A 25,645-nucleotide genomic window follows, 5' to 3' on the forward strand; every position below is an offset into this window, starting at 1 on the left:
TCAGGATCCGATTTCGTGGTTGGCCAGCAGCTCCAGCGCGCGCACCAGCGCGGAATGGTCCCAGCCAGCACCGCCGTGGCTCACGCAGGCGTTGAACAGCTCCTGGCAGGTCGCCGTGCTGGGCAGCGACACGCCCATTTCGCGCGCGTTGGACAGCGCGAGGTTCAGGTCTTTCTGGTGCAGCCCGATGCGGAAGCCGGGCTCGAAGGTGCGCTTGATCATGCGCTCGCCATGCACCTCCAGCACCTTGGACGAGGCAAAGCCGCCCATCAGCGCCTGGCGCACGCGCGCGGGGTCGGCGCCGGCCTTGGCGGCGAACAGCAGCGCCTCGGCCACGGCCTCGATGTTCAGCGCGACGATGATCTGGTTGGCGACCTTGGCGGTCTGGCCGGCGCCGTTGTCGCCGACCAGCGTGATGTTCTTGCCCATCAGCTCGAACAGGGGCCGCACGGTCGCGAAGGTTGCTTCGGGCCCGCCCACCATGATCGAAAGCGTGCCGTTGCGCGCGCCGACCTCGCCGCCGGACACCGGCGCATCGAGGTACCGGCAGCCCAGCGCGTTGATGCGGCTGGCGAAGCCCTTGGTGGCGATCGGCGAGATCGAGCTCATGTCGACCACGATCTTGCCCTCGCTCAGGCCGGCGGCCACGCCGTCTTCACCGAACAGCGCCGCTTCGACGTGCGGGGTGTCGGGCACCATCAGGAAGATGATGTCGGCGCCCTGCGCCACTTCGCGGCCCGACGCGCAGGCGATGCCGCCCAGGTCGACCAGCGCCCGCGGCGCACCGCTGCGGCTCGACAGCCTGACTTCATGCCCGCCGGCGATCAGGTTCTGCGCCATCGGGCTGCCCATGATGCCAAGGCCAATGAATCCGAGTTTCACGTTTTGCTCTCCTTGCGTTCGGTACGGTTCGGTGTTGTTTGTGGCCAGGCGGGCCTAGTAGCCGCTGCTGCCGGGCGCCGGGGCCGCGGTCTGCCGTGGCTGTCCGGCGCGCATCTCGGCCATGACCTGCTGCGCGCCTGCAGCCATCAGCCGCGCATCGGAACTGACCGTGACGAAGCCGAAGCCTTGCCCGATGCGGCGCAACGCGGCCGCCGGCGCGCCGTTATGGACGCCCGCGAGACGCCCGTGCGCCCTGGCTCGGGCAACCACGTGCTCGATGGCCTGTGCCACGGGCGGGTCGACGTCGTCGAAGGTCGGCCGGCAGCCCAGCGCGAGCGACAGGTCGGACGGGCCGATATAGACGCCGTCGAGCCCGTCGACCGACAGGATCTCGTCCAGGTTCTCCAGCCCTTGCCGGGTCTCGATCATCGCCAGCACCACCACGGTGTCGTTGGCGTGCTGGGCGTAGTCGGCGCCGCCGTACAGCAGCCCGCGGATCGGACCGAAGCTGCGCGCGCCCAGCGGCGGATAGCGCGTGGCGGCCACCAGGCGCTCGGCGTCGGCGCGGGTATTGACCATCGGGCAGATCACGCCATACGCGCCGGCATCGAGCACCTTCATCAGGATGCCGGGCTCGTTCCACGGCACGCGCACGACCGGCACGGTGTCCGTGGTCGAGATCGCTGTCAGCAGCGCCAGTGCATCGGCGTAGTCAAGCGCGCCATGCTGCAGGTCGATCGTGAGCGAGTCCCAGCCCTGGTGGGCCATGGTCTCGGCGGCAAAGGCGCTGGGGATGGACAGCCAGCCATTCACCACGGCCTGGCCCGCCGCCCACATCTTCCGGATCCGGTTCTCGCGCATCTGGGTCTCCCTTGGCATTCGTAATACGTTGTCGTACAACATTTTATGAGGATACGACAAAGATTGTGCTGGGGATTACCCGGTATACTTGGTACTTCAGTCGGAACAATGTGCCGTATATTGGCCTATAAAGTTGCAAATTCCGCCGGTTTAAAACTTTGAGTCCGCCAGAATCCGCCAAGGCGTCGAATTGCTCAATGTTATATGATGACTGATGATGGCTAGGTGGCGACCGAGTAACAATCTATTACACCCACGGCTAGCAAGCTCGGCTATGCTCCCGTCGCCCGCACGAAGCCGCGACACATCCGTCTGCCACGTGCCGTACGGCACCGACGACCGGAACCTTCCATGCCTCGACTTCCTGCCCTCCCCCTTGTTGCCGCCGCGCTGCTGGCCGCGGCTTCCGGCATCGCCCATGCGCAGCACGTTACCGGCGGCATGGGCGAGCCCGTCAGGATCGGGGCATTTTCCGCGCCGGCGGAGCGCATCGACGGCGACCGCCGGCTGACGGCGCCTCGCGGTACCGGGCAGGCCAAGGCCGGCCCGGCACGCCGGCAAGGCACCGCGGGCCAGGCCGCCCGCCCCACCGGCGCGCCGGCATCCCGGCTGCCCGGCCGGCACCTGCCGTAACGTCGCGGCTCGAATATTCCAGCACGCATCCGGGCGCCATCCCCGGCGCCGGGCGCGGCTCGTCTATTCACTATTCCTTACAATTGACGACAGGCCGACGCACTATCCTGCTGCGCATTCGGATCCCCCACAACAAGGAGAAATCGATGAAATCCGTCCTGGCATTGCTCGTTGCGTGTAGCGCCCTGCTCGGCGGCTGCGTGGTTGCCCCGTATGACACGTATGGCGGCGGGGGTCCCGGCTGCCCCCCGGGCCAGGCCAAGAAGGGCAATTGCCGCGTCGACCCGTACGGCAACGAATCCTTCTGTCCGCCGGGCCAGGCCAAGAAGGGCCGCTGCTGATCGTCCCGGCGGCGCCCGGCGCCCCGGCACGTCGGGCACCTGTTGCGCCGGGCATCGCACTGGTCAGAGAATGGCGGATGCGGGCATGACGCCCGCAGGAGAACGCCATGCAGCTTCGCATGCAACTTCGGCTCGCCGGCCGCCTGTGCGCGGCCGCATGGCTGGCCGGCACGCTCGGGGGCTGCGCCACGCTGCAGCCCGTACAGACCGGACAGAAGTTGATCGGCAGCCCGGAAAGTGCCGTGCGCCAGACCTTCGGGCCACCCACCGAGACTTTCCGCCTGGCCGACGGCACCACGCGCTGGCTGTGGTCGCGCCAGCCCTTCGGCCATGAGGTCTACGCCGCCGATTTCGATGCCGGCGGCAGGCTCACCAGCTACCGCCAGATGCTGACCGAAATGGAGGTCTATCGTGCCCAGGTCAATGTCTGGACCAAGAAAGACATGCAGGAGCATTTCGGCCTGCCCCGCGAACCCATCCAGTACTATCCCCTGATGAAGCGCGAGGCGTGGTCGTGGCGGATGTACAAGGACGGCCTGCAGAGCGCGCATTTCAGCGCTTACTTCGATGACGGCGGAGTGCTGCGCCAGACCATGATCATCGTCGACCCGCTCGGCGGCGACTCGCGCCGCTCGCGCTGAACCGGCACGGGGCAACGCACGGGCGCGTTGTCCCAGGCATGCCGGTGTCATTGCCGGCAGCAGGGACTCCCGGGGTCCCGTGCCGTTTTGCGCGCAGAATGGAGGGTAGACCCATCCCTCCACGCGGAAAACGAACGTGACCACTGCGATCCTGCTCGAGAACATTCACCAGAGCGCCACCGCACGGCTGGCCGAAGCCGGCTTGCAGGTCGAACGCCGGACCGGTGCACTGGCCGGTCCTGAATTGCGCGAAGTACTGGCCAGCCATGACATAGTCGGCATCCGCTCGGCCACGCACCTGCGCGGCGACGATATCCGCAGCGCCCCGGGGCTGCTGTCGATCGGCTGCTTTTGCATCGGCACCTCGCAGGTCGACCTGGAGGCCGCCACGCATGCGGGCATTCCGGTATTCAACGCGCCCTTTTCCAACACGCGCTCGGTGGCCGAACTGGTCGTGTCCGAAGCGGTGATGCTGCTGCGCCGGATCCCCGAGAAAAACACGCTCGCGCATGCCGGCAAGTGGGCCAAGGGGGCCAGCGGCGCCTTCGAGGCGCGCGGCAAGACCATCGCCATCGTCGGCTACGGCAATATCGGCTCGCAGGTCGGCGTGCTGGCCGAATCGATGGGCATGCGCGTGGTCTACTACGACGTGCTGGCGCGGCTGTCGCACGGCTCGGCGCGTGCCGCGGGCTCGCTCGAAGAAGCGGTGTCGCAGGCCGAGGTGGTGACGCTGCATGTCCCGGCCACGCCGCGCACCAGGAACATGATCGATGCGAGCGTGCTGGCCGCGTTCAAGCCTGGCGCGATCCTGATCAATGCCTCGCGCGGCAGCGTGGTCGACATTGGCGCGCTGGCCGCGGCGCTGCGCGAAAAACGCCTGGGCGGCGCCGCCATCGACGTGTTTCCGCAAGAGCCCAAGACCAACAACGATCCGTTCATCAGCGAACTGCAGAACCTGTCCAACGTGCTGCTGACCCCGCACGTCGGCGGCAGCACCGAAGAGGCGCAGGAGAATATCGGCGCCGAGGTCGCGGCCAAGCTGGCGCACTTCCTGGCGACCGGCGGCACCATCGGCGCGGTGAACTTTCCCGAGGTCGATCCAGGTCCCCTGCAGGCACCGGCGCGGCTGCTCAACGTGCATGGCAACGCGCCGGGTGCGCTGGCAGCGCTCAATACGCTGCTGGCGCAGGAAGGGGTCAACATCACCGGCCAGCACCTGCAGACGCGCGGCACCACCGGTTATGTGGTGACCGATCTCGACCGCGTGCCGTCGGACCAGCTGATGCAGGCGCTGCGCACGCACGCCGGTTTCGCGCGCTCGCGCCTGATCCTGCGGGAAGGCACTGGCCAGGCTGGCTGATGCTGTTGCAGGGCGCCCTGCGCCCCGCTTGCCGGAGCAATGGTCACAGCATTGTTCCAAGTCCCAAGAAATCACTATTGCGGCCACTATCATCAAGTGGCGCATGTTCTGCCCCTACCGTTCGCGCAGTGGCAGCACCGCATCGCTCGGGGCTTGCATCCGCACCACACCGACAGCGGAGTGATGACATGAGATCAATGAAACGAAGCGGGGCAGTTCCCGGCATCACCGGGCAGCTGATAGTGGGTGGAGTCCTGGCGCTGGCCCTGGCCGGCATCGCGGTGGCGCAAACGGGCACGATCACGTTTCGCGGGGCCATCGTCAATCCGTCATGCGGCTTCACGCCCACGGCGGTACAAGTGCACGCGCGCTGCGTCGATGCTACGGGACGGACGGTCTCGGCACCAGTGCCGATGCCGCCGGTGCGCGCCGGCGCGCACGCGCGTGTCGCCACGGCGACGATGCGCGTGGAGCCGGTGTTCCGCAGCCTGCTCGGCGGGCGGCGCGGCAGGCCGGACGGCTACATGATGGTAGTGACTTACCAGTAGGCGTGGCACACGGGCGGCGCGGCCGCCCGTGCTTTCGTTCAATCGAGCCGGATATCCGAGGCGCGGATCGCCTCGGCCCAATAGGCCTGCTCCTGCTTCACTACGTCGGTGAACGCCGCCGGCGATGAACCCTTCAGCAAGATGCCGAGGTCAACCATGCGCGCGCGCAGGTCGGCGTTGGTCAGCACGCGATTGACGTCGACCGACACCTTGTCGACGATGGCGCGTGGCGTTCCCGTTGGCGCGAACAGGCCGATCCATCCCTGCCGCTCCAATCCCGGCACGCCGCCCTCCTGGAACGTCGGCACGTCGGGCAGCAGCGGCGAGCGTGCCTGCCCGGCAACGGCGATCACCTTGAGCTTGCCGGTACGCGCATGCTGGCGCGCCGACACCGCGGCCACCATGGCGGCAGGCAGCTGGCCGCCGAGCAGGTCATTGAGCATCGGGCCCTCGCCCTTGTACGGCACGTGGGTCAGCGGCACGCCCGCGTTGCGGCCGAAGATCTCCATGTAAAGGTGTCCGCTCGAGCCCAGCCCGTACGAACCGTACGGCAGCGGCTTGCCGAGCTTGCGAATGTAGTCGACCAGCTGCCTGATGCTGGCGGCGGGCACGTCGGGCTGCACCACCAGCGCGAGGTGCGACGTTGCCAGTTCGGAGATCGGCGCAAAGTCCCGCACCGGGTTGAAGGTCGCCTTGGTATAGAGGCTGGGCGCCTGCACCAGCCCGGTCAGCGCGAACAGCAGCGTATAGCCGTCGGGCTCGGCCTTGGCCACCATGTCGGCACCGATCATGCCGCCGGCGCCGGGCCGGTTGTCGACCACCACGGCCTTGCCCCAGGCCTTGGCCAGGCCGTCGGCGATGGCGCGCGCGACCACGTCGCCGGTGCCGCCCGCCGCGTACGGCATCACGATGCGCACCGTGCGTGCCGGATAGGCCGCGCCTTGCGCTCGTGCCGTCCAGCCGGTGCCCGCCAGGGCCGCGCCCGCGGCGCCAAGACCCAGTTGCCGCAGTACCCTGCGCCTGCCTTGCTGCATTGCTTGTCTCCTTGGTTTCCTGTCATGGGGCCGGTGGCATCCGGGCAGCGCCCGTGCCGGCCTGTACTGCGCCACGCTGCCGGCCGGCCTCTGCGTGCCGTTCCGGGCAGGTGCCGGTATGGCTCCCTGCTGCGCGCCCAGCGGCGCGTGCGGGCCACTTTAGGCGCGGCACGCGGCGGTGTCGTCCATCGAAAGGAGCAAAATCCCACCGGCCGCCAAAATCGTCCAAACGAACTAGGACGCAACCCTGAGGCACGTGGAAGAATCGGCCGCACTCAAGCCCCGCCCGCGCCATGGCGCCCCAGGAACGTCTCGCACCCGCCTGCCCTTCACGCCACCGCCGGGGCCGTCCGGCCCCGGCCCGCCGTCCTTGCCTCCAAGCTCGCCCCGCCGGTGGCGCATGCGGCCATGTTGCACCGCCCGCACCTGGTGGCGCAGATGGCCGAAGCGCGCGCGGCACGCGTGATCGTGCTGCGCGCCGCCGCCGGCTTCGGCAAGACCACGCTGATGCAGCAATACGCCGCGCATTGCCTGGCGCAGCACCATGCGGTCGCCTGGCTGCGCCTGGACGCCGGCGACAACGACCTGGAGCGCCTGCTGGTGCACCTGGAAGCGGGCCTGGCGCCATTGCGCGGCAAACGTGGGGCGTCGGCCGAGACAGGTGACAGCGGCCCGCGGCTGGCGCACGCCCTGCTCGAGCGGGTGGGCAGCGCGTCACAGCCGTTCGCGATCGTGCTGGACGATCTCGAAACGCTGCATGGCGCACCAGCGCTCGACTTCCTGCAGCAGCTGATCGCGGCTCTGCCACAGTGCGGCACGCTGGTGGCCGGGTCCAGGGCCACGCCGGAACTGGGCCTGGGGCGCCTGCGCGCGCGCGGCCAGCTGCTGGAGATCGCGCCGGCGGCGCTGCGCTTTTCTCTGCAGGAGACCTCCGAGCTGCTGCGCGGCCGCTGCGCCCTGCCGCTGCGCGACCCCGACATCGCCACGCTGCACCGCGGCACCGAGGGCTGGGCCACGGCGATCTACCTCGCGGCGCTGTCGCTGCAGCAGCGCAGCGACCACGCGGCCTTTGTCGCGTCGTTCTCCGGCACACACCTGGAACTGGGCGAGTTCCTTGCCGAAGACATCCTCGCGCGGCAGTCCGACGCCTGCCGCGCCTTCCTGCTAGACACCAGCGTGCTCGGCCAGCTCAGCGCACCGCTGTGCGATGCCCTCACCGGCCGCGACGACGCGCGCCAGATGCTCGACCACCTCGAGCGCGCCAACCTGCTGCTGTTCCCGCTCGACGCCGAGCGCAACTGGTTCCGCTACCACCGCCTCTTCGCCAGCTTCCTGCAGCACCGGCTGGCCGCGCAGGCACCGGGCCGCGCGCCGCAGCTGCATCTTGCCGCCGCGCGCTGGTACCTGGCCAACGGCTACCCGGTACCGGCTGTTGACCACCTGCTGCAGGCAGGCCGCCACGACGAAGCGCTGGCCGCAATCGCCAGCGAATCGGGCGCGCTGCTGGCCACCGGCCGCGTGCGGCTGCTGCTGCGCTGGTTCGACCAGGTTGCACCGGCGGCGCTGGGCCGGTTGCCCACGCTTGCGCTGACGCGCGCCTGGGCGCTGCTGCTCAACCGCCGCCACGGCGAGGCCATGGCCGCGGTCGAGCCCTTCCTGGCGCAGGCAGCGGTTGCCGACACCAGCGTGGCCGTGGAGGCGCAGACGCTGCACTGCGTGGTGCTGGCCATGGCCGACCGGGTCCAGGCCTGCCGCGACGCCGCCACGGCCCACCTGCACCGGCTCGCGCCGGACGACAGCTTCCAGTACTGCATCCTCGCCAATTCGCTGGCCTATGCGCTGATCTGCACGCACCGCTACGACGAGGCCCGCAGCGTGCTGTCGCGCGCCATGCAGCGCGCGCCGCGCCCGCTGCCGATGCGCGGCATCACCGACAGCCTGGAAGGCGTGATCGATCTGGTACAGGGCCGGCTCGGCAATGCGCTGGCACGCTTGCGCGCGGCCTCCGGCGGCAGCTGGGGCGGCTGGAGCGCGACGCCCGGCGAAGTCACCGGCGGCAAGCCTTCCAGCGACATCTGCTGGGCGCAGGCACTGTACGAGCACGATGCCATCGACCATGCCGAGCGGCTTCTCGCCGGCGCGCTGCCCTACAGCAAGGGCAATGGCCCGCCCGACGCACTGATCGCCTGCCACGTGCTGAGCGCCCGCGTGGCGCTGTTGCGCGGCGACCGCGGCCAGTGGCTGCAGCGCCTTGCCGAACTCGAGCAGCTCGGCCAGCAGGCCGGTGCCGCGCGCGCGGTGTGCTCGGCGTGGCTGGAGCGCGCGCGCGTCGCCACGCTGGAAGGCCGGCTCGAAGCCGCCGCCCAAGCCGTGCGCGCCGCGCAGCTGTACGGCGCCTGGGAAGCCGGCGACGCCGCCGGCCACGCCAACGATATCGAGCGGCCGAGCGTGGCGCGTTGCCGCCTCGCCATCGCGCAAGGCGAATTCGCCCACGCTCGCGACCTGCTCGAACCTGCCATTGCCACCGCGCTGGCACACCAGCGCTACTGGCGCCTGATCCGCCTGCGCCTGCTGCGCGCCGCCGCGCTCGACGGCCTGGGCCAGCGCGATGCGGCACTGCAGGATATCACCGAGGCATTGCGGCTGGCGAGCCATGAAGGCTTTGTGCGCAGCTTCCTGGACGAAGGCGAGCGCGTGGCCGCGCTGCTATGCGGCTGGGCTGCCACGCACCTGCCGCAGGCTGCGGCGCTGGGTGTGGCGGCGCCGTTCGTGGCCGGGCTGCTGGCACGGCTGCAGCAAGGCCGTGATGCCGGCACGCAGGCAAGCCCGCCCGCGGTTGAATCGCCCACGGCCAGGGCTGGATCGGCCGATCCGCTGACCGCGCGCGAACTCGAAGTCCTGCATATGCTGTCGGCCGGATACCGCAATCGGGTTATCGCGCAGAAACTGTTTGTCTCGGAACTGACGGTCAAGTCGCATCTGCGCCGCATCCATGCCAAGCTGGGCGCGCAGAGCCGCACCGAGGCCGTCGCGCTGGCGCGGGCGCGCGGGCTGCTTGCGTGAGCCATCGCACCAGATCTTGCAAAAGCCGCCAGAACGCCGCACGAGTGCAGTCTTGACACCTTCGACCGCGCTTCCTTTAATGGTGTTACGCATCAGGTGCATTGCCTGACCACTTTCACCGATTACTTCAAGTCATGATGGAAACCGGGGAAGTCCACGATCCGCAGCGCAAGAAAGAAGAACTGCGCAGCTTCCTGTTCCTGACCGCCGTGATGGTGCCGGTGCTTTCCGTCATCGTCGTGGCAGGCTATGGGTTCATTGTCTGGATGACCCAGCTGGTCAGCGGCCCCCCAACGCACTGAACGCGTGGCGCGCCTTTGGCGCCATTGATGTTAGATAAGAACAAGCTGCAGCACAGACTGAAACGGCATTGAACCGGAGCTTCCGCATGCCCGCAGCCAGATGTGCGATCCCCATCCAGCCGCTGCCAGCCAGCGACGAGTGGCATATTGCCGGTATCGTCGTGCATGCGCATCCGGCCAGCGTGGCGCAAGTGCGCAGCGCCATCGAATCCCTCACCGGCGCAGAGGTCCACGCCGCCAGCGATGCCGGCAAGCTCGTGGTCACCATCGAAGCGCCCACTTCGCGCGCCATTGCCGCGCACCTCACCTACCTCCACCAGCTCCCCGGCGTGCTGTCGGCCGCGCTTGTCTACCAGCACAACGAAGACGCCGATGCCATGAGCGAGACCATCTACGAGGAGGGCGCCAGATGAACATCTCCCGCCGCGATTTCATCAAGCAGACCGCCGTCGCCGCAACGGCATCGGTGGCCGGCGTCACGCTGCCGGCCGGAGCCGCCAACTTTGTCACGGACAGCGAGGTGACAAAGCTGAAATGGTCCAAGGCGCCGTGCCGCTTCTGCGGCACCGGCTGCGGGGTCACGGTGGCGGTCAAGGACAACAAGGTGGTTGCCACGAACGGCGACCCGCAGGCCGAGGTCAACAAGGGGCTGAACTGCGTCAAGGGCTATTTCCTGTCGAAGATCATGTACGGCCAGGACCGGCTGACCAGGCCGCTGCTGCGCATGAAGAACGGCCAGTACGACAAGAACGGCGAATTCGCGCCGGTCACTTGGGAACGCGCCTTCGACGAGATGGAGCGCCAGTTCAAGCGCGTGCTGAAAGAGAAAGGCCCGACCGCGGTGGGCATGTTCGGCTCGGGCCAGTGGACCGTATGGGAAGGCTATGCTGCGTCCAAGCTGTACAAGGCCGGCTTCCGCTCCAACAATATCGATCCCAATGCACGCCACTGCATGGCATCTGCGGTGCAGGGCTTCATGCGCACCTTCGGCATGGACGAGCCGATGGGCTGCTATGACGATTTCGAGGCGGCCGATGCCTTCGTGCTGTGGGGCTCGAACATGGCCGAGATGCATCCCATCCTGTGGACCCGCATCACCGACCGGCGCCTGAGCCATCCCAAGACCCGCGTGGCGGTACTGTCGACCTTCACCCACCGTTCGTTCGACCTGGCCGACATCCCGGTCATCTTCAAGCCTCAGACCGACCTGGCGATGATGAACTACATCGCCCACTACATCATCAAGAACAACAAGGTCAACAAGGACTTCGTCAACAAGCACACGGTGTTCAAGGAAGGCGTGACCAACATCGGCTATGGGCTGCGTCCCGAGCATCCGCTGCAGAAGGCGGCCAAGAACGCGGCCGATCCCGGCGCCTCGCGCCCGATCACGTTCGACGACTTCGCGCGCTTCGTGGCCAAGTACGACGCCGATACCGTCAGCAAGCTGTCGGGCGTGCCCAAGGCCAAGCTCGACCAGCTGGCCGAGCTCTATGCCGATCCCAACATCAAGGTGATGTCGCTGTGGACCATGGGCTTCAACCAGCATACGCGCGGCAGCTGGGCCAACAACATGGTCTACAACCTGCACCTGCTGACCGGCAAGATCGCCACGCCGGGCAACAGCCCGTTCTCGCTGACCGGGCAGCCGTCCGCGTGCGGCACCGCGCGCGAGGTGGGCACCTTCTCGCACCGGCTGCCGGCGGACATGGTGGTGACCAATCCCAAGCACCGCGAAGAAGCCGAGCGCATCTGGAAGCTGCCGGCGGGCACCATTCCCGACAAGCCGGGCTACCACGCCGTGCTGCAGAACCGCATGCTCAAGGACGGCAAGCTCAATGCGTACTGGGTGCAGGTCAACAACAACATGCAGGCGGCGGCAAACCTGATGGAAGAGGGCTTGCCGGGCTACCGCAATCCCGCCAACTTCATCGTGGTGTCTGACGCCTATCCCACCGTCACCGCGCTGGCGGCGGACCTGATCCTGCCCAGCGCGATGTGGGTCGAGAAGGAAGGCGCCTACGGCAATGCCGAACGCCGCACGCAGTTCTGGCACCAGCTGGTCGATGCGCCGGGCGAGGCGCGCTCCGACCTGTGGCAGCTGATGGAGTTTTCCAAGCGCTTCAAGGTCGAGGACGTCTGGCCCGCCGACCTGATCGCTAAGAAGCCGGAATACCGTGGCAAGACCCTGTTCGACGTGCTCTACCGCAACGGGCAGGTCGACAAGTTCCCGCTCAAGGAAGTCAGCACCGAGTACCGCAACGCCGAGGCCAAGGCCTTCGGCTTCTACGTGCAGAAGGGGCTGTTCGAGGAATACGCCACCTTTGGCCGCGGCCATGGCCACGACCTGGCGCCGTTCGACGCCTACCATGAGGCGCGCGGCCTGCGCTGGCCGGTGGTCAACGGCAAGGAAACGCGCTGGCGCTACCGCGAAGGCAGCGATCCCTACGTGAAGGCCGGCACCGGCTACCAGTTCTATGGCAACCCCGACGGCAAGGCGGTGATCTTCGCCCTGCCCTACGAGCCGCCCGCCGAATCGCCCGATCAGGAGTATCCGTACTGGCTGGTCACGGGGCGCGTGCTGGAGCACTGGCATTCCGGCTCGATGACGCGCCGCGTGCCCGAGCTGTATCGCGCCTTCCCCAACGCGGTGGTGTTCATGCATCCCGAGGACGCCAAGGCCATGGGCCTGCGCCGCGGCGTGGAAGTGGAAGTGGTGTCGCGGCGCGGGCGCATGCGCTCGCGCCTGGAGACCCGCGGGCGCGACGCGCCGCCGCGCGGGCTGGTGTTCGTGCCGTGGTTCGACGCCAGCCAGCTGATCAACAAGGTAACGCTGGATGCGACCTGTCCGATCTCGCTGCAGACCGACTTCAAGAAGTGCGCGGTCAAGATCGTCAAGGTCTAGCGCGGCCGATACCACAGGGAGACGCCATGAAACCGAGTCGATCCTGGCTGCCACTGCTGGCTTTGCTCACGCTGCTGCTGGCGGTGCTGGCGGCGTTGCCGCTGCCGGCGCGCGCGCAGCAGCAACAGCAGCAGGGGGTGGTCGATGCCATGCGCGGGCCCACCCCCATCGCCAACGAAAGCAAGGCGCCGATCCTGTACCCGACCGAGAACAAGGACATCCGCCGCAACCGCAACTACACCATGCAGCCGCCGACGATCCCGCACAAGATCGACGGCTACCAGCTCGACAAGGACTTCAACCGCTGCATGTTCTGCCACGCGCGCACACGCACCGAAGAAACCCAGGCGATCCCGGTCAGCATCACGCACTACATGGACCGCGACAACAACGTGCTGGCCGAGGTGTCGCCACGCCGCTATTTCTGCACGCAGTGCCACGTGCCGCAGGCGGACGCCAAGCCGCTGGTGGGCAATAGCTTCATCGATGTCGAGCAGATGCTCAAGCGCAAGCCCGGCGCCAAAGGAGCGGCCGACACCAAGGGAGCGGCCAAATAAGGGAGCAACCAAATAGCAGCGCCCGGCCCCGACTTCAACCTCATTGCGGATGCGCGCCATGCTCGACCTGCTCAAGCGCTACTGGCGGACCATCAACCGGCCCAGCGCGTATTTCAGCCTGGGCTTCCTGACGCTGGGCGGCTTTATTGCCGGCCTGGTGTTCTGGGGCGCGTTCAATACCGCGCTGGAACTGACCAACACCGAGCAGTTCTGCACCGGCTGCCACGAGATGCGCGATAACGTCTACCAGGAGCTGCAGGGCACCATCCACTTCACCAACCGCAGCGGCGTGCGCGCCAAATGCTCGGACTGCCACGTGCCGCACAACTGGACCGACAAGATGGCGCGCAAGATGCAGGCGTCCAAGGAGGTCTGGGCCAAGATCTTCGGCACCGTCGACACGCGCGAGAAGTTCCAGGCGCACCGGCTCACGCTGGCGCAGCACGAATGGGCCCGCTTCAAGGCCAACGATTCGCTGGAATGCCGCAACTGCCATGACTACCAGTCGATGGATTTCACGCGGCAGAGCCCGCGCGCGCAAGCCATGCACTCGACCTACCTGGCCAACAAGGAAAAGACCTGCATCGACTGCCACAAGGGGATCGCGCACCACCTGCCGGACGTATCCAAGGCCGAGGAGAAATGACGCGTGCTGCCACCCGCCGCCCGGCCCGGTTCGATCCCTCCCGCGCTGAGCGGTGAAGGACTCGGGCTGTCGCGCGCCGGCCGCCCGGTGCTGCGCGGCATCGACCTGGCGCTGTCGCCCGGCTGCCTGCTGCAGGTACTGGGCGCCAATGGCAGCGGCAAGACCAGCCTGCTGCGCGTGCTGTGCGGCCTCGCCGTGCCGGACCAAGGCACGCTGCACTGGCACGGCCGGCCGCTGCGCGCCGGCGATCCTGCCTACCTGCAGGCGCTGGCCTATGTTGGCCATGCCAATGCCATCGACCCGGACCTGAGCCCGGCTGAAAACCTGCGCTTTGCCGCGCGCATGGCCGGCACCGACGCGGCCGGCACGGTCGCGAGTGCCCTGGCCGCGCAGGCGCTGGAGCGTGTCGCGCACACGCCGGTGCGCGCGCTGTCGCAAGGGCAGCGGCGGCGCGTAGCGCTGGCGCGCCTGTCGCTGGCGCGGCGCGCGCTGTGGCTGCTCGACGAACCGGTGGCAGCGCTGGATGCCGACGCCTGCGCGCGCTTCGACGCGCAGCTCGACGCGCACCTGGCAGCGGGCGGCATGGCCGTGATCGCCACCCACCAGCTGCTGCGCGCCGGCGGCACGGTGCTGCGGCTGGAGGCGGTGGCATGACCCGCACCCTGGCCGCCATCGTCGCGCACGACGTGTCGCTGTCCTGGCGCCGGCGCGCCAGCCTGTTCGGCAGCGTGGTGTTCTTTGTCATCGCGGCGAGCCTGTTCCCGCTGGCGATCGGTCCCGAGCCGCAGCAGCTGCGCGCGCTGGCGCCCGGGATCCTGTGGGTCACGGCGCTGCTGGCGTCGATGCTGTCGCTGTCGCGGCTGTTCGCGCAGGAGCACGCCGATGGCAGCCTCGACCAGCTGCTGCTGTCGCCGCATCCGCTGGCGCTGCTGGTGCTGGCGAAGATCGCGGCGCACTGGCTGACCAGCGGGCTGCCGCTGTTGCTGCTGACACCGTTGCTGGCGCAGCAGTACGGGCTGCCATGGGGTGCATCGCTGCTGCTGTCGGCCTCGCTGCTGGTTGGCACGCCGGCGCTCTCCCTGATCGGCGCGGTGGGCGCCGCGCTGACGCTGGGCGTGCGCGGCGGCGCGGTGCTGCTGTGCATCCTGGTGCTGCCGCTGTGCGTGCCGGTGCTGGTGTTCGGCGCCAGCGCCGCGGCCGCGGCCGACGCCGGGCTCGACGTGGTGCCGCAGTTCTCGTTGCTGGGCGCGTGCCTGGCGCTGTCGCTGTTCCTGTGCCCGCTGGCCACTGCCGCGGGGCTACGCATCGCCATGGAGACACCGGCATGAGCCAGCCGCTGCCATCGCTGCCCACTGCCGGGGCGCCGCGGGCGCGTTTTGCCTGGACGGCATACGCGGCGCCAGTACGGTTCTATCCGCTGGCCGGACGCATGGCGCCGTGGTTCTTCGCCGCGGCGGCGGTGTTCGCCCTCGCCGGCTTGTATGTCGGCTTTGCCCTGGCGCCCACCGACGCGCAGCAGGGCGAGGTCTACCGCATCATCTTCATCCACGTGCCGGCGGCATGGATGTCGATGTTCATCTACCTGGTCATGGCCGGCTACTGCGCGCTGGCGCTGGTGCTGCGCACACAGCTGTCGTCGATGATGGCCTCGGCGCTGGCGCCCACCGGCGCGCTGTTCACGGCGCTGGCGCTCTGGACCGGTGCGCTGTGGGGCCAGCCGACCTGGGGCACGTGGTGGGTCTGGGATGCGCGGCTGACCTCCGAGCTGATCCTGCTGTTCCTGTACCTCGGCTTTATCGCACTGGAATCTGCCATCGACGAGCCGCGCCGCGCCGAGCGCGCCTGCGCGGTGCTGGCGCTGGTGGGCGTGGCCAATATCCCGGTGATCTACTTCTCGGTGCAGTGGTGGAACACGCTGCACCAGGGCGCTTCGGTCAGCCTGACGGCGGCGCCGTCGATGGCGGCCACCATGCTGGCGGGCATGCTGCTGATGACGCTGGCGTGCTGGATGTACACCATCGCCGTGGCGCTGGTGCGCGTGCGCTGCATCCTGCGCGAGCGCGGCGAAGTGCCGGTTACCGGAGAGACATCATGACCCATTCGCTGCTCCCGCAGGTGCTGCCATACGGGCACCATGGCCTTTTCATCGCCGGCGCGTTCGGCATGAGCGCGCTGCTGCTGGCGCTGGAACTGGTGCTGCTGGCGCGCCGCTGCCGCGCCAGCGCGCGACAGGCCAGCACGCGCCAATGACGCCGCGCCAGCGCCGCTTCGGCATGCTCGCCGCGGCCCTGGCCTGCGGCGGCATCGCGCTGGCGCTGGTGCTCAATGCCTTCCGCTCCAACCTGGTGTTCTTCTTCAGCCCCAGCCAGGTGGCCGCGCAGGAAGCGCCGGTGGCGCGCAGCTTCCGGCTTGGCGGACTGGTCGAACCCGGCTCGATCCGGCGCGAAGGCGACGGCATGACCGTGCGCTTCGTCGTCACCGACACCGCGCGGCAGGTGCCGGTGCGCTACCGCGGCCTGCTGCCCGACCTGTTCCGCGAGGGCAAGGGCGTGGTCGCGCGCGGCAAGCTGGAAGCCGACGGCACCTTCGTCGCCAGCGAGGTGCTGGCCAAGCACGACGAGAACTACATGCCGCCCGAAGCCGCCGATGCTCTCAGGCAGGCTGAACAGGTGAACCGCCGCATGGCCGGTGCGCCGACGCAGGGAGCGCGTCAATGATCGCCGAACTGGGGCACTTCGCGCTGATCGTCGCGCTGCTGGTCGCACTGGTGCAGGCGGCAGTGCCGCTGGCCGGCGCGGCAAGCGGCAGGCTGGCGTGGATGGCGGTGGCGCGGCCGGCGGCGCGCGTGCAATGCGTGCTGGTGGCATTGTCGTTCGCGGCGCTGGCATGGAGCTTCGCCGCCAGCGACTTCAGCGTGCGCTATGTCGCCGCCAACTCCAACAGCGCCCTGCCGCTTGCCTACCGCATTGCAGCGGTATGGGGCGGGCATGAAGGCTCGATGCTGCTGTGGACGCTGATGCTGGCGCTGTGGTCGCTGGCGGTGGCGCGCTACAGCCGGCAACTGCCACTTGCGGCGGTGGCGCGCGTGCTGGGCGTGATGGGGGCGATCAGCGCGGGCTTCCTGCTGTTCCTGCTGTTTGCCTCCAACCCCTTCATACGGTTGCTGCCGCCGGCGATGGCGGGGCGCGACCTCAATCCATTGCTGCAGGATCCCGGCATGGTCTTCCACCCGCCGCTGCTCTACATGGGCTATGTCGGTTTCTCGGTGACCTTTGCCTTTGCCGTGGCGGCGCTGCTGGCCGGGCGCGTCGACGCCGCCTGGGCGCGCTGGTCGCGGCCGTGGACCACGGTGGCGTGGGCGTTCCTGACGCTGGGCATCATGCTGGGCAGCGCGTGGGCATATTACGAGCTGGGCTGGGGCGGCTGGTGGTTCTGGGATCCGGTCGAGAACGCCTCGTTCGTGCCATGGCTGGCGGGGACCGCACTGATGCATTCGCTGGCGGTCACGGAGAAGCGCGGCGCGTTCCGCGCGTGGACCGTGCTGCTCGCCATCTTCACGTTCTCGCTGAGCCTGCTCGGCACCTTCCTGGTCCGCTCCGGCGTGCTGACCTCGGTGCATGCGTTCGCGGTCGATCCCAGGCGCGGCATCTTCATCCTGGCGCTGCTCGGCCTGCTCACCGGCATCGCGCTGGCGCTGTACGCATGGCGCGCCCCGCGCTTGTCGTGCGTGTCGCGGCGGGCCGAGTTTGCCGCGGTCTCGCGCGAATCGCTGCTGCTGGCCAACAACGTGCTGCTGGCGGTGGCGGCGGCGACGGTGCTGCTCGGCACGCTCTACCCGTTGCTGGTCGATGTGCTGGGACTGGGCAAGATCTCGGTCGGCCCTGCCTACTTCGAACAGGTGTTCGTGCCGCTGATGGCTCCGGCGGTGCTGCTGATGGGCGCGGCGCCGCTGGCGCGCTGGCGCCATGGCAGCCTGCCCGACATGGCACGGCGGCTGCGCTGGGCCGGCATCGCCAGCGTGGCCATCGGCCTGGGGCTGCTGCTGGTGCTGCGCAACGCCTCCGCCATGACCGGGCTGGGGCTGCTGCTGGCGGCATGGTGCGTGCTGAGCGCGGTGGCGAGCCTGGCGGCCCGGCTGCGCCACCAGCAGGGGCGCAGGTTCAGCGCGCTGCGGCAGCTCGCGCCCAGCTACTGGGGCATGCTGCTGGCGCATGCCGGCGTCGGCATCTTCATCGCGGGCGTGACGCTGGTCACCGGGCAGGAAAGCCTGCGCGAACTGCCGATGCGCGCGGGCGATACCGTCAGCGTCGGCGGCTACGACTTCCGCTTCGCCGGCGTGAGGCAGGTCGCCGGTCCCAACTACGACGCGCTGCGCGGCACGCTGTCCGCATCGCGCGACGGCAAGCGCGTGGCGGTGCTCTATCCCGAGCGCCGCATCTACCGCAGCCAGGACATGCCGACCACCGAGGCCGCGATCGACAGCGGCCTGACGCGCGACCTGTATGTGGCGCTGGGCGAGAACGTGGCCAACAGCGTCGATGGCAGCGCCTGGGCCGTGCGCATCCACGTCAAGCCCTTTGTCGACTGGATCTGGGCCGGCTGCGTGCTGATGGCGCTGGGCGGATTGGTGGCCGCGTGCGACAAGCGCTACCGGCTGCGCCGCCGCGTCGCGGCCGAAGCCGCGCCCGCACCGGTGACTGAACCTGCCGCGCCCGCGCTGGCCTCCACGCGCGAGGAGACGCCGGCATGACCCGCTTCCTGCTGCCGCTCGCCGCCTTCCTCGCGCTCGCCGTTGCGCTGGCGGCGGGGCTGCGCCACGATCCGCGCGAGCTGCCCTCGCCGCTGGTAGGCAAGGCCGCGCCGGCCTTCACGCTGCCGCTGCTGGAACCGGAAGGCCGCACGCTGGCGTCCGCCGACATGCGCGGCAAGGTGTGGCTGCTGAACGTGTGGGCCTCGTGGTGCGCGGCCTGCCGCACCGAACATCCGGTGCTGGTCGACTTCGCCGCGCACGCGCCGGTGCCGCTGTACGGCCTGAACTACAAGGACGAGGCCGGCGCCGCACGCGACTGGCTGCAGCGGCTCGGCAACCCCTACACCGCATCGCTGGTCGACGCCGACGGGCGCGTGGGCATCGACTACGGCGTCTATGGCGTGCCCGAGACCTTTGTCATCGACCAGCAGGGCGTGGTGCGCTACCGCCAGGTCGGCCCGGTCACCCGCGAGGTGCTGGAGCAGAAGCTGATCCCGCTGATCGAGCGGCTGCAGCGCCAGGGAGGCGGCCATGCGTAGGCTGCGCGCTGCGCTTGCCCTGTGGCTATGCTGCCTGCCGCTGCTGGCGGCTGCCGCGCCGACCGAGGCCGAGCTCGATGCGCGCGTGCATGCGCTGTCCAATGAACTGCGCTGCCTGGTGTGCCAGAACCAGACGCTGGCCGATTCCAACGCCGACCTGGCCGTCGACCTGCGCCGCCAGATCCGCGAGCAGCTGCGCGGCGGCGCCAGCGACCAGGCGGTCAAGGACTACCTGGTGCAGCGCTATGGCGACTTCGTGCTGTACAAGCCGCCGCTGCGGCCGCTGACGTGGCTGTTGTGGTTTGGTCCGCTGCTGCTGGTTGCCGGCGTCGCATGGGCAATCGTGCGGGCTCGCGCGCGTCACCGCAGCACGGGCGCTGCACTTGACGACAGCGCGCGGCGCGACCTCGAAAGCCTGCTCAACGCCTCCGCCGATCCTGCCGGCCCCAGACAACCATGACGACCTTCTGGCTGCTCGCCGCCGCGCTGATCGCCGCCGCCATGGCCGGACTGCTGTGGCCGCTGCTGCGCCGCCACGCCATTACCGACCCTGGCACGCCGGAGCGCACGCTGCTGGTCGACCTGTACCGCGACCAGTTGCGCGAACTCGACGCCGACCTGCGCACCGGCACGCTGAGCGCGGCCCGGCATGCCGAGGCCCGCGACGAACTCGGCCGCCGGCTGCTGGATGAAGCCGCGGACACCGCCACCGGCACACCCCGCGCGAGCACGTCTGCACTGCTCGCCGCGGCGTTGCTGGCGGCGTTGCCGAGTGCCGCCATCCTGCTCTATCTGCACCTGGGCAACCCCGTCGCTCTCTGGCGCGCCGGCGACATGCCTGAGGCCGGCGGCAGCCAGCACCAGCTCAGCGGCGCGCAGGTAGAAGGCATGGTCAACCAGCTGGCGCAGCGGCTTCGCGAAGCGCCGGCCGATCCCGCAGGCTGGGCCATGCTGGCGCGCTCCTACAGCGTGCTGGAGCGGTATGCCGACGCGGCCGCGGCCTACGCCCGCGCCGTCGAGCTGGCGCCCGAGGTGGCATCGCTGCGCGCCGATTACGCCGACGTGCTGGCCAGCCTCAACAACGGCTCGCTGCAAGGCGCGCCCATGGCGGAGATCAGCCGGGCACTGGCGCTGGATCCGGATGACCCCAAGGCCCTGGCACTGGCGGCCAGCGCTGCGGTGGAGCGCGGCGACAAGCAGGCGGCGATCGGCTACTGGGAACACCTGCACCGGCTGCTGCCCCCGGACTCGCAGACCGCGGCGCGCGTGGCCGCCAACCTCGCCGCGGCGCGTGGCACGTCCGCCGCGCAGCCGGCGCAGATTACCGGCATGGTCACGCTCAGCGAAAAGGCCGGGCGCACGCCGCAGCCGGGCGACACCCTGTTCGTCTACGCCCTGCCCGCCGACGGCTCGCGCATGCCTCTGGCGGTGCTGCGCCGGCAGGCGCGCGACCTGCCGCTGACGTTCACGCTGGACGACGCGATGGCGATGCGGCCCGACCGCAAGCTGTCGGCACACACGCAGGTGGTGGTGGAGGCGCGCATTTCCGCGAGCGGGAATGCCATGCCGCAGTCGGGCGACCTGGTCGGGCGCAGCGGTCCGCTGGCAGTCGGCAGCGAAGGCGTGCGGATCGCCATCGACGCCGCCGTGCCATAGCGCTCAGGCGGCCAGCGCCGTCCTCAGGTTGGCCAGCATGTCCGCGACCATTTCCTCCAGGCCGTACTGCGCCTTCCACCCCCAGTCAGCGCGCGCCACCGAATCGTCGATCGAATCCGGCCAGCCTTGCGCGATCGCCTGGCGGTAGTCGGGTTCGTAGCGGATCTCGAAGTCCGGCACATGCTTGCGGATCGCCGCGGCGATCTGCGCTGGCGTGAAGGTGGTGCCGGCGATGTTGTAGCTGCCGCGCTCGCCCAGCCGTTCCGCCGGCGCCTCCATCAGTTCGATGGTCGCGCGCAGCGCGTCGGGCATGTACATCATCGGCAGGGCCTCGTCTTCCTTCAGGAAGCACGTGTAGGGCTCGCCCTTCACGGCTGCATGGAAGATGTCGACCGCATAGTCCGTGGTGCCGCCGCCCGGCGGCGTCTTGTGCGAGATCAGTCCCGGATAGCGCACGCTGCGCACGTCGACGCCGTGATTGGCGTGGTACCAGCGGCACCAGCCCTCGCCCGCCTGCTTGGAAATGCCATAGACGGTGGTCGGCTCCATCACGGTCTTCTGCGGCGTATCCACGGCTGGCGTGGTCGGTCCGAACGCAGCGATCGAGCTGGGCCAGAACACGCGCTCCAGCCCGGTCTGCCGCGCCAGCTCCAGCACGTTGAGCAGGCTCGTCATGTTCAGGTTCCATGCCCACTGCGGCGCCTTTTCGCCGGTGGCCGACAGCGCCGCCGCCAGCAGGTAGACCTGCGTGATGCCATGGCGCTCCACCACGGTCGCGAGTTCGCCGCGGTCGGTGGCGTTGAGCATCTCGTGCGTGATGTGCACGTGGCGGCCGGTCGGCACTACGTCGGAGGTGATGACGCTGGTACGGCCGTAGCGCTCGGCCAGCGCCAGTGCCAGCTCGGAGCCGATCTGGCCGTTGGCGCCGACGATCAGGATCCTGGGAGTGCTGTCGGCCATCAGATCAGCCCCAGTTCGCGGCCGGCCGCGCCGAACGCATCCAGCGCCGCCTGCAGCGCGGCCTCGTCATGCAGCGCGCTCATCTGCACGCGGATGCGGGCCTGGCCCTTGGGCACCACGGGATAGAAGAAGCCCACCACGTACACGCCCAGTTCCAGCAGCCGCTGCGCGAGCTGCTGCGCCTTCTCCGCGTCGTAGACCATGATCGGAATGATGGGATGCTCGCCCGCCTTGACGTCGAAGCCCAGCTTGTCCAGCCCCGCGCGGAAGAACTTCGTGTTGCGTTCCAGCCGGTCGCGCAGCTCGGTGCTGCCTTCCAGGATATCGAGCACCGCGATCGATGCCCCGACGATGGCCGGCGCCACGGTATTGGAGAACAGGTACGGCCGCGAGCGCTGGCGCAGCAGCGCCACCACTTCCTGGCGCGCGCTGGTAAAGCCGCCGGACGCGCCGCCCAGCGCCTTGCCCAGCGTGCCGGTGATGATGTCGATCTTGCCGAACACGCCGCGCAACTCATGCGTGCCGCGCCCGCGCGCGCCCAGGAAGCCAGTGGCGTGGCATTCGTCGATGCCAAGCAGCGCGCCATGCTCGTCGCAGATCGCGCGCATCTCGTCCAGCCGCGCGATGGTGCCGTCCATCGAAAACGCGCCGTCGGTAAATACCAGCACGAAGCGCGCGCCGTCCGCGCGCGCCTGCGCCAGCTGCACGCGCAGGTCGTCGAGGTCGTTGTGCTGGTAGCGGTAGCGGCGCGCCTTGCTCAGGCGGATGCCGTCGATGATCGAGGCATGGTTGAGCGCATCGCTGATGACTGCATCCTCGGCTCCCAGCAGCGTCTCGAACAGCCCGCCGTTGGCATCGAACGCCGAACCATAAAGGATGGTGTCCTCGGTGCCCAGGAACGCCGACAGCCGCGCTTCCAGCGTCTTGTGCAGGTCTTGCGTGCCGCAGATAAAGCGCACCGAACTCAGCCCGAAGCCATGCGTGCGCAGCGCCTCGTGCGCGGCCTCGATCACGCGAGGGTGCGACGACAACCCAAGGTAGTTGTTGGCGCACAAATTGATCACCTCGCGGCCGTCGGTGGTGCGCACCCGCGCGCCCTGCGGCGTGGCGATCACGCGCTCCTGCTTGAACAGCCCGGCCTCGCGGATCGCGTCGAGTTCGGTGCGGATGGATGCGTAGAATGCCTCGGCATTCGACATGGCTGGCTCCCGGTGAGGTGCAGTGGTGTGCTGGGGATATGCTACGATTCGATCGATAAATCGAACGTGTTCTGTATATCGAACATTTTGCGCAATATAACGAACGTTCATCCATGACGCAAGCCCCGGTCCAGACTCCGCAAGCCGAAGGCCCGCCGGCAGTCGGCCTGGCGCTGCAGGCATTGCGCCAGCAGCAGCGGCTGTCGCTCGACGAACTGTCGCGCCGCGCCGGCGTATCCAAGTCGATGCTGTCGCAGATCGAACGCAACCTGGCCAACCCGACCGTTGCGGTGCTGTGGCGGCTGGCCAATGCGCTGGGCGTGAGCCTGGCCGACTTCCTCGCTGGCGGCGCCGCCGAGCGTCCCGGCGCCGGTATCACCGTGCTGCAGCCGCACGCGATCCCGTCGCTGAAAAGCCCCGATACCCGCTGCGACCTGCGCATCCTTGGCCCGATCGAACTGGCCGGGCGCTTCGAGTGGTATGAACTGACCATCCAGGCCGGCGGCGTGCTGGCCTCCGAGCCGCACGAGGCCGGCACGCAGGAACACCTGACGGTATTGGGCGGGTCGATGACGGTGCGCGCCGGCGCCGACGAGAAGAAGCTGCGGCACGGCGAGACCGCGCGCTATGCGGCTGATGTCGCACATGCGATCTCCAATGGCGGCAAGACCACTGCCACCGCACTACTGGTTGTAGTGCATCCGGGGTAAGGCGGGCAAGGGAGGCCACGCCCCTACCTTCCCCCAACCCGGCCAGCGTTGTTCAGCGGGCGCCGAACAAGCGCTTCACACGCTCCCACAGTACGCCGAAGAACACTGCCACCGGATTCAGGCGCACGGCCTGGTTCCGTTCGGCGTCGGAGAGCGTCGGGTCCATCCTGCGCGATACCGATTTGCCGAAGTCGGCGATCATCCGCCGCACGAAGTCCCGCACCAGCCCCGAGCGCGAGAACTGGGCCAGCGGCCCTTGCAGCGAATACTGCAGATCGACCGCGACTTCGGTCCCGCCGGCGGACAAGGCCCTGAGCTGGTAAGCGATATCGCCCGCGGCCTTGGAATTGCTGAGCGAGTCCTGTCCCGCACCCTTCAGCACGCCGCGCTTGTTCGCATCATCGCGCTGCAGGCGCGCGGCCCCCTCGAACCTTGCCGACATGGGGCCGAACTTGATCGCGATATGACCCCTTACCTTCTCCCCGGCCACTTCCGTCAGCACCGCGCCGGGCAGGCAGCCGGCCACGGCCGGCAGGTCCGCCATGAAGGTCCATACCTCGTCCAGCGCATAGGGCACGTTAAAGCCGCCTTCGATGCGCGACCAGCCCTTGCGGTCGGCCGAGCGCTCGGGCTCGGCGCTGCCCGCCGCAGCCAGGTGCGGCTGCGTGCCGAGCGCCTCGTCCGCGACCGTGAAGCCCGCAAACGGCAGCGGTGCGGCGGCCGCGCCGGCATGCCGCGCGATCACGCCGGCGGCCGCGCGGCGCGCGTCCAGCACCGAACGGATCGCGGCGACGATGCCCATATAGCCGGTGCAGCGGCACAGGTTGCCCGACAACTCACGCCGGATGGTGGCTTCGTCGGCATCGGGCAGGCGCAGCACGATATCGCGTGCGGTGGCCAGCATCCCGGGCGTGCAGTAGCCGCATTGCAGGGCGTGGTGCCGGTTGAAGGCGGCGCGCAGGTCGGCCATGACCGCGTCGTCCTCGTAGCCCTCCACCGTGACGATGTCGGCGCCCTGGCAGGCGGCGGCAAAGGTGATGCACGAGCGCACCGGCTTGCCATCCACCAGCACGGTGCAGGCGCCGCACACGCCATGCTCGCAGCCAAGGTGCGTGCCGGTCAGACGATGCGTGTCGCGCAGGTAGTCGCCCAGGTGCGTCCGGTCCGCGCACGCGCCGGACACCCGGCGGCCGTTGACGGTGAATTCGATGGTCTGCACGGGGTGCTCCTCAGTTCAGCAGTTGCGCGACGCAGCGCGTCACGACGGTTCGGTACAGCTTGCGGTCGATGGCGTCCTTGCCCGGCGCGGCTTGCGCGACGGCTTCGGCCACGGCGTCAGCCGTCAGGGCGGCCGCGCCCTGGGCCGCGACGGCGCGCGTCAGGCCGGGCAGCACCATGGGCGGGCCGTCCAGCGCGCCGAGCACGACGCGGGCAAAGCGGCGGCTGGCGTCGAAGTACGCGGCGCAGCTGGCCTCGGCGAATTCGCCGGTCTTGCGGCACAGCTTCTGGTAGCCCCAGCGGGTGTGCGCGGTCTTCGGCGGCACCCGCACCGCGGCGATCAGTTCGCCGTCGGCCAGCACCGTGGTGTAGGCGCCGAGCATGAACGACTCCATCGGCACTGCGCGCGTGCCGGCGGCGGACGCGATCTCGATATGAGCGCCCAGCGCGGTCATGGCCACGACCCAGTCGGCCGCAGGGTCCGCATGCGCGAGGCTGCCGCCAACGGTGCCGCGGTTGCGGATCGCCCGATAGGCGATGCCGCCGGCAACGGCCTGCAGCAGGGTGCCGCGCAGCGGCTCGAACACGCCGTCCTCGATCTGCGCGTGGGTCACGCAGGCGCCGATGCGGATGCCGTCGGCAGTTGCGGTCACGTCGCGGAGTTCGCGCAGCGCCGACACGTCGACCACCGTATCGGGCCGGGTCAGGCGCAGGTTCAGCATCGGCCCGAGCGATTGCCCGCCGCCCATGGCCTTGGATACATCGGTGCCCGCGCCCAGCCGGGACAGCGCCTCCGGCAGCGAGCCGGGTGCGTGGTAGGAGAATGCAACGGCTTTCATC

The 25,645-nt window shown here is 69.1% G+C and carries 28 protein-coding genes; 21 read left to right on the forward strand and 7 right to left on the reverse strand.

Annotation, left to right across the window (positions count from 1 at the left end; genetic code table 11):
- Together glxR and AC5WJ1_RS19080 are read right to left on the reverse strand one after the other, a co-directional pair.
- Positions 1 to 882, reverse strand: a complete 882-nt coding sequence (gene glxR / locus AC5WJ1_RS19075) for a 2-hydroxy-3-oxopropionate reductase (RefSeq protein ID WP_434034210.1) — start codon at positions 880 to 882, stop codon at positions 1 to 3.
- A gap of 54 nt (positions 883 to 936) precedes the next feature.
- Entirely contained in the window at positions 937 to 1,743 is an 807-nt protein-coding gene (locus tag AC5WJ1_RS19080; protein WP_133095332.1) for an HpcH/HpaI aldolase family protein, read from the reverse strand.
- Between the two features lie 351 nt (positions 1,744 to 2,094).
- Here AC5WJ1_RS19080 and AC5WJ1_RS19085 point away from each other — a divergent pair, with 351 nt between their 5' ends.
- From AC5WJ1_RS19085 to AC5WJ1_RS19105, 5 genes are all read left to right on the forward strand, one after another.
- Positions 2,095 to 2,376 carry a hypothetical protein gene (locus AC5WJ1_RS19085; protein ID WP_135703714.1) on the forward strand — a complete coding sequence of 94 codons (282 nt, stop codon included), beginning with the start codon at positions 2,095 to 2,097 and terminating at the stop codon, positions 2,374 to 2,376.
- Positions 2,377 to 2,522: 146 nt separating this feature from the next.
- Complete coding sequence (locus tag AC5WJ1_RS19090; RefSeq protein ID WP_133095334.1) at positions 2,523 to 2,717, forward strand: hypothetical protein; 195 nt, start codon at positions 2,523 to 2,525, stop codon at positions 2,715 to 2,717.
- 119 nt (positions 2,718 to 2,836) lie between these two features.
- Positions 2,837 to 3,358, forward strand: coding sequence for a hypothetical protein (locus AC5WJ1_RS19095; RefSeq protein ID WP_133095404.1), 522 nt, complete (start codon positions 2,837 to 2,839; stop codon positions 3,356 to 3,358).
- Between the two features lie 136 nt (positions 3,359 to 3,494).
- Positions 3,495 to 4,718 carry a phosphoglycerate dehydrogenase gene (gene serA, locus AC5WJ1_RS19100; RefSeq protein WP_434034212.1) on the forward strand — a complete coding sequence of 408 codons (1,224 nt, stop codon included), beginning with the start codon at positions 3,495 to 3,497 and terminating at the stop codon, positions 4,716 to 4,718.
- A gap of 197 nt (positions 4,719 to 4,915) precedes the next feature.
- The gene (locus AC5WJ1_RS19105; protein ID WP_195431475.1) at positions 4,916 to 5,266 is read left to right on the forward strand and encodes a fimbrial protein; all 351 of its coding nucleotides are present in this window, start codon (positions 4,916 to 4,918) and stop codon (positions 5,264 to 5,266) included.
- 38 nt (positions 5,267 to 5,304) lie between these two features.
- Here the strand turns inward: AC5WJ1_RS19105 and AC5WJ1_RS19110 are convergent, their stop codons facing one another.
- Complete coding sequence (locus AC5WJ1_RS19110; protein WP_135703711.1) at positions 5,305 to 6,300, reverse strand: tripartite tricarboxylate transporter substrate binding protein; 996 nt, start codon at positions 6,298 to 6,300, stop codon at positions 5,305 to 5,307.
- 408 nt (positions 6,301 to 6,708) lie between these two features.
- Here AC5WJ1_RS19110 and AC5WJ1_RS19115 point away from each other — a divergent pair, with 408 nt between their 5' ends.
- From AC5WJ1_RS19115 to ccmI, 15 genes are all read left to right on the forward strand, one after another.
- Positions 6,709 to 9,363 (forward strand): winged helix-turn-helix domain-containing protein, encoded by a 2,655-nt coding sequence (locus AC5WJ1_RS19115; RefSeq protein ID WP_304524028.1) that lies wholly within the window; start codon positions 6,709 to 6,711, stop codon positions 9,361 to 9,363.
- Positions 9,364 to 9,500: 137 nt separating this feature from the next.
- Positions 9,501 to 9,665 carry a periplasmic nitrate reductase, NapE protein gene (gene napE / locus AC5WJ1_RS19120; RefSeq protein WP_029044694.1) on the forward strand — a complete coding sequence of 55 codons (165 nt, stop codon included), beginning with the start codon at positions 9,501 to 9,503 and terminating at the stop codon, positions 9,663 to 9,665.
- Between the two features lie 86 nt (positions 9,666 to 9,751).
- Positions 9,752 to 10,078: a chaperone NapD gene (locus AC5WJ1_RS19125; RefSeq protein WP_133095339.1), complete on the forward strand. Its 327-nt coding sequence runs from the start codon at positions 9,752 to 9,754 to the stop codon at positions 10,076 to 10,078.
- Positions 10,075 to 12,570 carry a periplasmic nitrate reductase subunit alpha gene (gene napA / locus AC5WJ1_RS19130; protein ID WP_494476888.1) on the forward strand — a complete coding sequence of 832 codons (2,496 nt, stop codon included), beginning with the start codon at positions 10,075 to 10,077 and terminating at the stop codon, positions 12,568 to 12,570. Before AC5WJ1_RS19125 ends, napA begins: the two co-directional genes overlap by 4 nt.
- A 26-nt stretch (positions 12,571 to 12,596) precedes the next feature.
- Positions 12,597 to 13,127, forward strand: a complete 531-nt coding sequence (locus AC5WJ1_RS19135; RefSeq protein WP_133095341.1) for a nitrate reductase cytochrome c-type subunit — start codon at positions 12,597 to 12,599, stop codon at positions 13,125 to 13,127.
- Between the two features lie 58 nt (positions 13,128 to 13,185).
- Positions 13,186 to 13,773, forward strand: coding sequence for a cytochrome c3 family protein (locus AC5WJ1_RS19140; RefSeq protein ID WP_116319902.1), 588 nt, complete (start codon positions 13,186 to 13,188; stop codon positions 13,771 to 13,773).
- A 3-nt stretch (positions 13,774 to 13,776) separates the two neighbouring features.
- Positions 13,777 to 14,427 (forward strand): cytochrome c biogenesis heme-transporting ATPase CcmA, encoded by a 651-nt coding sequence (gene ccmA / locus AC5WJ1_RS19145; RefSeq protein ID WP_494476889.1) that lies wholly within the window; start codon positions 13,777 to 13,779, stop codon positions 14,425 to 14,427.
- The gene (ccmB, locus tag AC5WJ1_RS19150; protein ID WP_135703709.1) at positions 14,424 to 15,101 is read left to right on the forward strand and encodes a heme exporter protein CcmB; all 678 of its coding nucleotides are present in this window, start codon (positions 14,424 to 14,426) and stop codon (positions 15,099 to 15,101) included. Before ccmA ends, ccmB begins: the two co-directional genes overlap by 4 nt.
- Positions 15,098 to 15,868, forward strand: coding sequence for a heme ABC transporter permease (locus tag AC5WJ1_RS19155; RefSeq protein WP_494476890.1), 771 nt, complete (start codon positions 15,098 to 15,100; stop codon positions 15,866 to 15,868). Before ccmB ends, AC5WJ1_RS19155 begins: the two co-directional genes overlap by 4 nt.
- On the forward strand, positions 15,865 to 16,023 hold the full coding sequence (gene ccmD / locus AC5WJ1_RS19160; RefSeq protein ID WP_133095344.1) for a heme exporter protein CcmD: 159 nt from the start codon (positions 15,865 to 15,867) through the stop codon (positions 16,021 to 16,023). The genes AC5WJ1_RS19155 and ccmD overlap by 4 nt, the downstream gene beginning before the upstream one ends.
- Complete coding sequence (ccmE, locus tag AC5WJ1_RS19165) at positions 16,020 to 16,490, forward strand: cytochrome c maturation protein CcmE (protein WP_133095345.1); 471 nt, start codon at positions 16,020 to 16,022, stop codon at positions 16,488 to 16,490. The genes ccmD and ccmE overlap by 4 nt, the downstream gene beginning before the upstream one ends.
- A complete protein-coding gene (locus AC5WJ1_RS19170; protein WP_494476891.1) occupies positions 16,487 to 18,523 on the forward strand; it encodes a heme lyase CcmF/NrfE family subunit in 2,037 nt (678 codons plus the stop codon). Before ccmE ends, AC5WJ1_RS19170 begins: the two co-directional genes overlap by 4 nt.
- A complete protein-coding gene (locus AC5WJ1_RS19175) occupies positions 18,520 to 19,062 on the forward strand; it encodes a DsbE family thiol:disulfide interchange protein (protein ID WP_133095347.1) in 543 nt (180 codons plus the stop codon). Before AC5WJ1_RS19170 ends, AC5WJ1_RS19175 begins: the two co-directional genes overlap by 4 nt.
- On the forward strand, positions 19,055 to 19,522 hold the full coding sequence (locus tag AC5WJ1_RS19180) for a cytochrome c-type biogenesis protein (RefSeq protein WP_494476892.1): 468 nt from the start codon (positions 19,055 to 19,057) through the stop codon (positions 19,520 to 19,522). Before AC5WJ1_RS19175 ends, AC5WJ1_RS19180 begins: the two co-directional genes overlap by 8 nt.
- Positions 19,519 to 20,718 carry a c-type cytochrome biogenesis protein CcmI gene (ccmI, locus tag AC5WJ1_RS19185; RefSeq protein WP_494476893.1) on the forward strand — a complete coding sequence of 400 codons (1,200 nt, stop codon included), beginning with the start codon at positions 19,519 to 19,521 and terminating at the stop codon, positions 20,716 to 20,718. The genes AC5WJ1_RS19180 and ccmI overlap by 4 nt, the downstream gene beginning before the upstream one ends.
- A gap of 3 nt (positions 20,719 to 20,721) precedes the next feature.
- On the opposite strand, the gene AC5WJ1_RS19190 is transcribed toward ccmI, so the two are convergent.
- Together AC5WJ1_RS19190 and kbl are read right to left on the reverse strand one after the other, a co-directional pair.
- The gene (locus AC5WJ1_RS19190) at positions 20,722 to 21,678 is read right to left on the reverse strand and encodes an L-threonine 3-dehydrogenase (RefSeq protein WP_135703703.1); all 957 of its coding nucleotides are present in this window, start codon (positions 21,676 to 21,678) and stop codon (positions 20,722 to 20,724) included.
- Positions 21,678 to 22,877 (reverse strand): glycine C-acetyltransferase, encoded by a 1,200-nt coding sequence (gene kbl / locus AC5WJ1_RS19195; RefSeq protein WP_135703702.1) that lies wholly within the window; start codon positions 22,875 to 22,877, stop codon positions 21,678 to 21,680. Before kbl ends, AC5WJ1_RS19190 begins: the two co-directional genes overlap by 1 nt.
- A gap of 113 nt (positions 22,878 to 22,990) precedes the next feature.
- Here kbl and AC5WJ1_RS19200 point away from each other — a divergent pair, with 113 nt between their 5' ends.
- Positions 22,991 to 23,587, forward strand: a complete 597-nt coding sequence (locus AC5WJ1_RS19200) for a helix-turn-helix domain-containing protein (RefSeq protein ID WP_133095352.1) — start codon at positions 22,991 to 22,993, stop codon at positions 23,585 to 23,587.
- 52 nt (positions 23,588 to 23,639) lie between these two features.
- On the opposite strand, the gene AC5WJ1_RS19205 is transcribed toward AC5WJ1_RS19200, so the two are convergent.
- The gene (locus tag AC5WJ1_RS19205; protein ID WP_494476894.1) at positions 23,640 to 24,806 is read right to left on the reverse strand and encodes a xanthine dehydrogenase family Fe-S subunit; all 1,167 of its coding nucleotides are present in this window, start codon (positions 24,804 to 24,806) and stop codon (positions 23,640 to 23,642) included.
- Positions 24,807 to 24,816: 10 nt separating this feature from the next.
- Positions 24,817 to 25,644, reverse strand: coding sequence for an FAD binding domain-containing protein (locus tag AC5WJ1_RS19210; RefSeq protein ID WP_494476895.1), 828 nt, complete (start codon positions 25,642 to 25,644; stop codon positions 24,817 to 24,819).
- Between the last annotated feature and the right edge of the window lies 1 nt (position 25,645).

The sequence above is a fragment of the Cupriavidus sp. MEYA8 genome, from assembly GCF_059278825.1.

Coding starts and splice junctions, on each gene's coding strand:
- ccmE (WP_133095345.1), top strand. CDS start 16,020: ATGACGCCGCGCCAGCGCCGCTTCGGCATGCTCGCCGCGGCCCTGGCC.
- AC5WJ1_RS19175 (WP_133095347.1), top strand. CDS start 18,520: ATGACCCGCTTCCTGCTGCCGCTCGCCGCCTTCCTCGCGCTCGCCGTT.
- AC5WJ1_RS19140 (WP_116319902.1), top strand. CDS start 13,186: ATGCTCGACCTGCTCAAGCGCTACTGGCGGACCATCAACCGGCCCAGC.
- ccmD (WP_133095344.1), top strand. CDS start 15,865: ATGACCCATTCGCTGCTCCCGCAGGTGCTGCCATACGGGCACCATGGC.
- AC5WJ1_RS19200 (WP_133095352.1), top strand. CDS start 22,991: ATGACGCAAGCCCCGGTCCAGACTCCGCAAGCCGAAGGCCCGCCGGCA.
- AC5WJ1_RS19085 (WP_135703714.1), top strand. CDS start 2,095: ATGCCTCGACTTCCTGCCCTCCCCCTTGTTGCCGCCGCGCTGCTGGCC.
- AC5WJ1_RS19210 (WP_494476895.1), bottom strand. CDS start 25,644: ATGAAAGCCGTTGCATTCTCCTACCACGCACCCGGCTCGCTGCCGGAG.
- ccmB (WP_135703709.1), top strand. CDS start 14,424: ATGACCCGCACCCTGGCCGCCATCGTCGCGCACGACGTGTCGCTGTCC.
- AC5WJ1_RS19170 (WP_494476891.1), top strand. CDS start 16,487: ATGATCGCCGAACTGGGGCACTTCGCGCTGATCGTCGCGCTGCTGGTC.
- ccmI (WP_494476893.1), top strand. CDS start 19,519: ATGACGACCTTCTGGCTGCTCGCCGCCGCGCTGATCGCCGCCGCCATG.
- AC5WJ1_RS19125 (WP_133095339.1), top strand. CDS start 9,752: ATGCCCGCAGCCAGATGTGCGATCCCCATCCAGCCGCTGCCAGCCAGC.
- AC5WJ1_RS19095 (WP_133095404.1), top strand. CDS start 2,837: ATGCAACTTCGGCTCGCCGGCCGCCTGTGCGCGGCCGCATGGCTGGCC.
- AC5WJ1_RS19090 (WP_133095334.1), top strand. CDS start 2,523: ATGAAATCCGTCCTGGCATTGCTCGTTGCGTGTAGCGCCCTGCTCGGC.
- AC5WJ1_RS19135 (WP_133095341.1), top strand. CDS start 12,597: ATGAAACCGAGTCGATCCTGGCTGCCACTGCTGGCTTTGCTCACGCTG.
- AC5WJ1_RS19155 (WP_494476890.1), top strand. CDS start 15,098: ATGAGCCAGCCGCTGCCATCGCTGCCCACTGCCGGGGCGCCGCGGGCG.
- AC5WJ1_RS19190 (WP_135703703.1), bottom strand. CDS start 21,678: ATGGCCGACAGCACTCCCAGGATCCTGATCGTCGGCGCCAACGGCCAG.
- AC5WJ1_RS19080 (WP_133095332.1), bottom strand. CDS start 1,743: ATGCGCGAGAACCGGATCCGGAAGATGTGGGCGGCGGGCCAGGCCGTG.
- AC5WJ1_RS19115 (WP_304524028.1), top strand. CDS start 6,709: ATGTTGCACCGCCCGCACCTGGTGGCGCAGATGGCCGAAGCGCGCGCG.
- napA (WP_494476888.1), top strand. CDS start 10,075: ATGAACATCTCCCGCCGCGATTTCATCAAGCAGACCGCCGTCGCCGCA.
- AC5WJ1_RS19105 (WP_195431475.1), top strand. CDS start 4,916: ATGAAACGAAGCGGGGCAGTTCCCGGCATCACCGGGCAGCTGATAGTG.
- napE (WP_029044694.1), top strand. CDS start 9,501: ATGGAAACCGGGGAAGTCCACGATCCGCAGCGCAAGAAAGAAGAACTG.
- kbl (WP_135703702.1), bottom strand. CDS start 22,877: ATGTCGAATGCCGAGGCATTCTACGCATCCATCCGCACCGAACTCGAC.
- AC5WJ1_RS19180 (WP_494476892.1), top strand. CDS start 19,055: ATGCGTAGGCTGCGCGCTGCGCTTGCCCTGTGGCTATGCTGCCTGCCG.
- AC5WJ1_RS19110 (WP_135703711.1), bottom strand. CDS start 6,300: ATGCAGCAAGGCAGGCGCAGGGTACTGCGGCAACTGGGTCTTGGCGCC.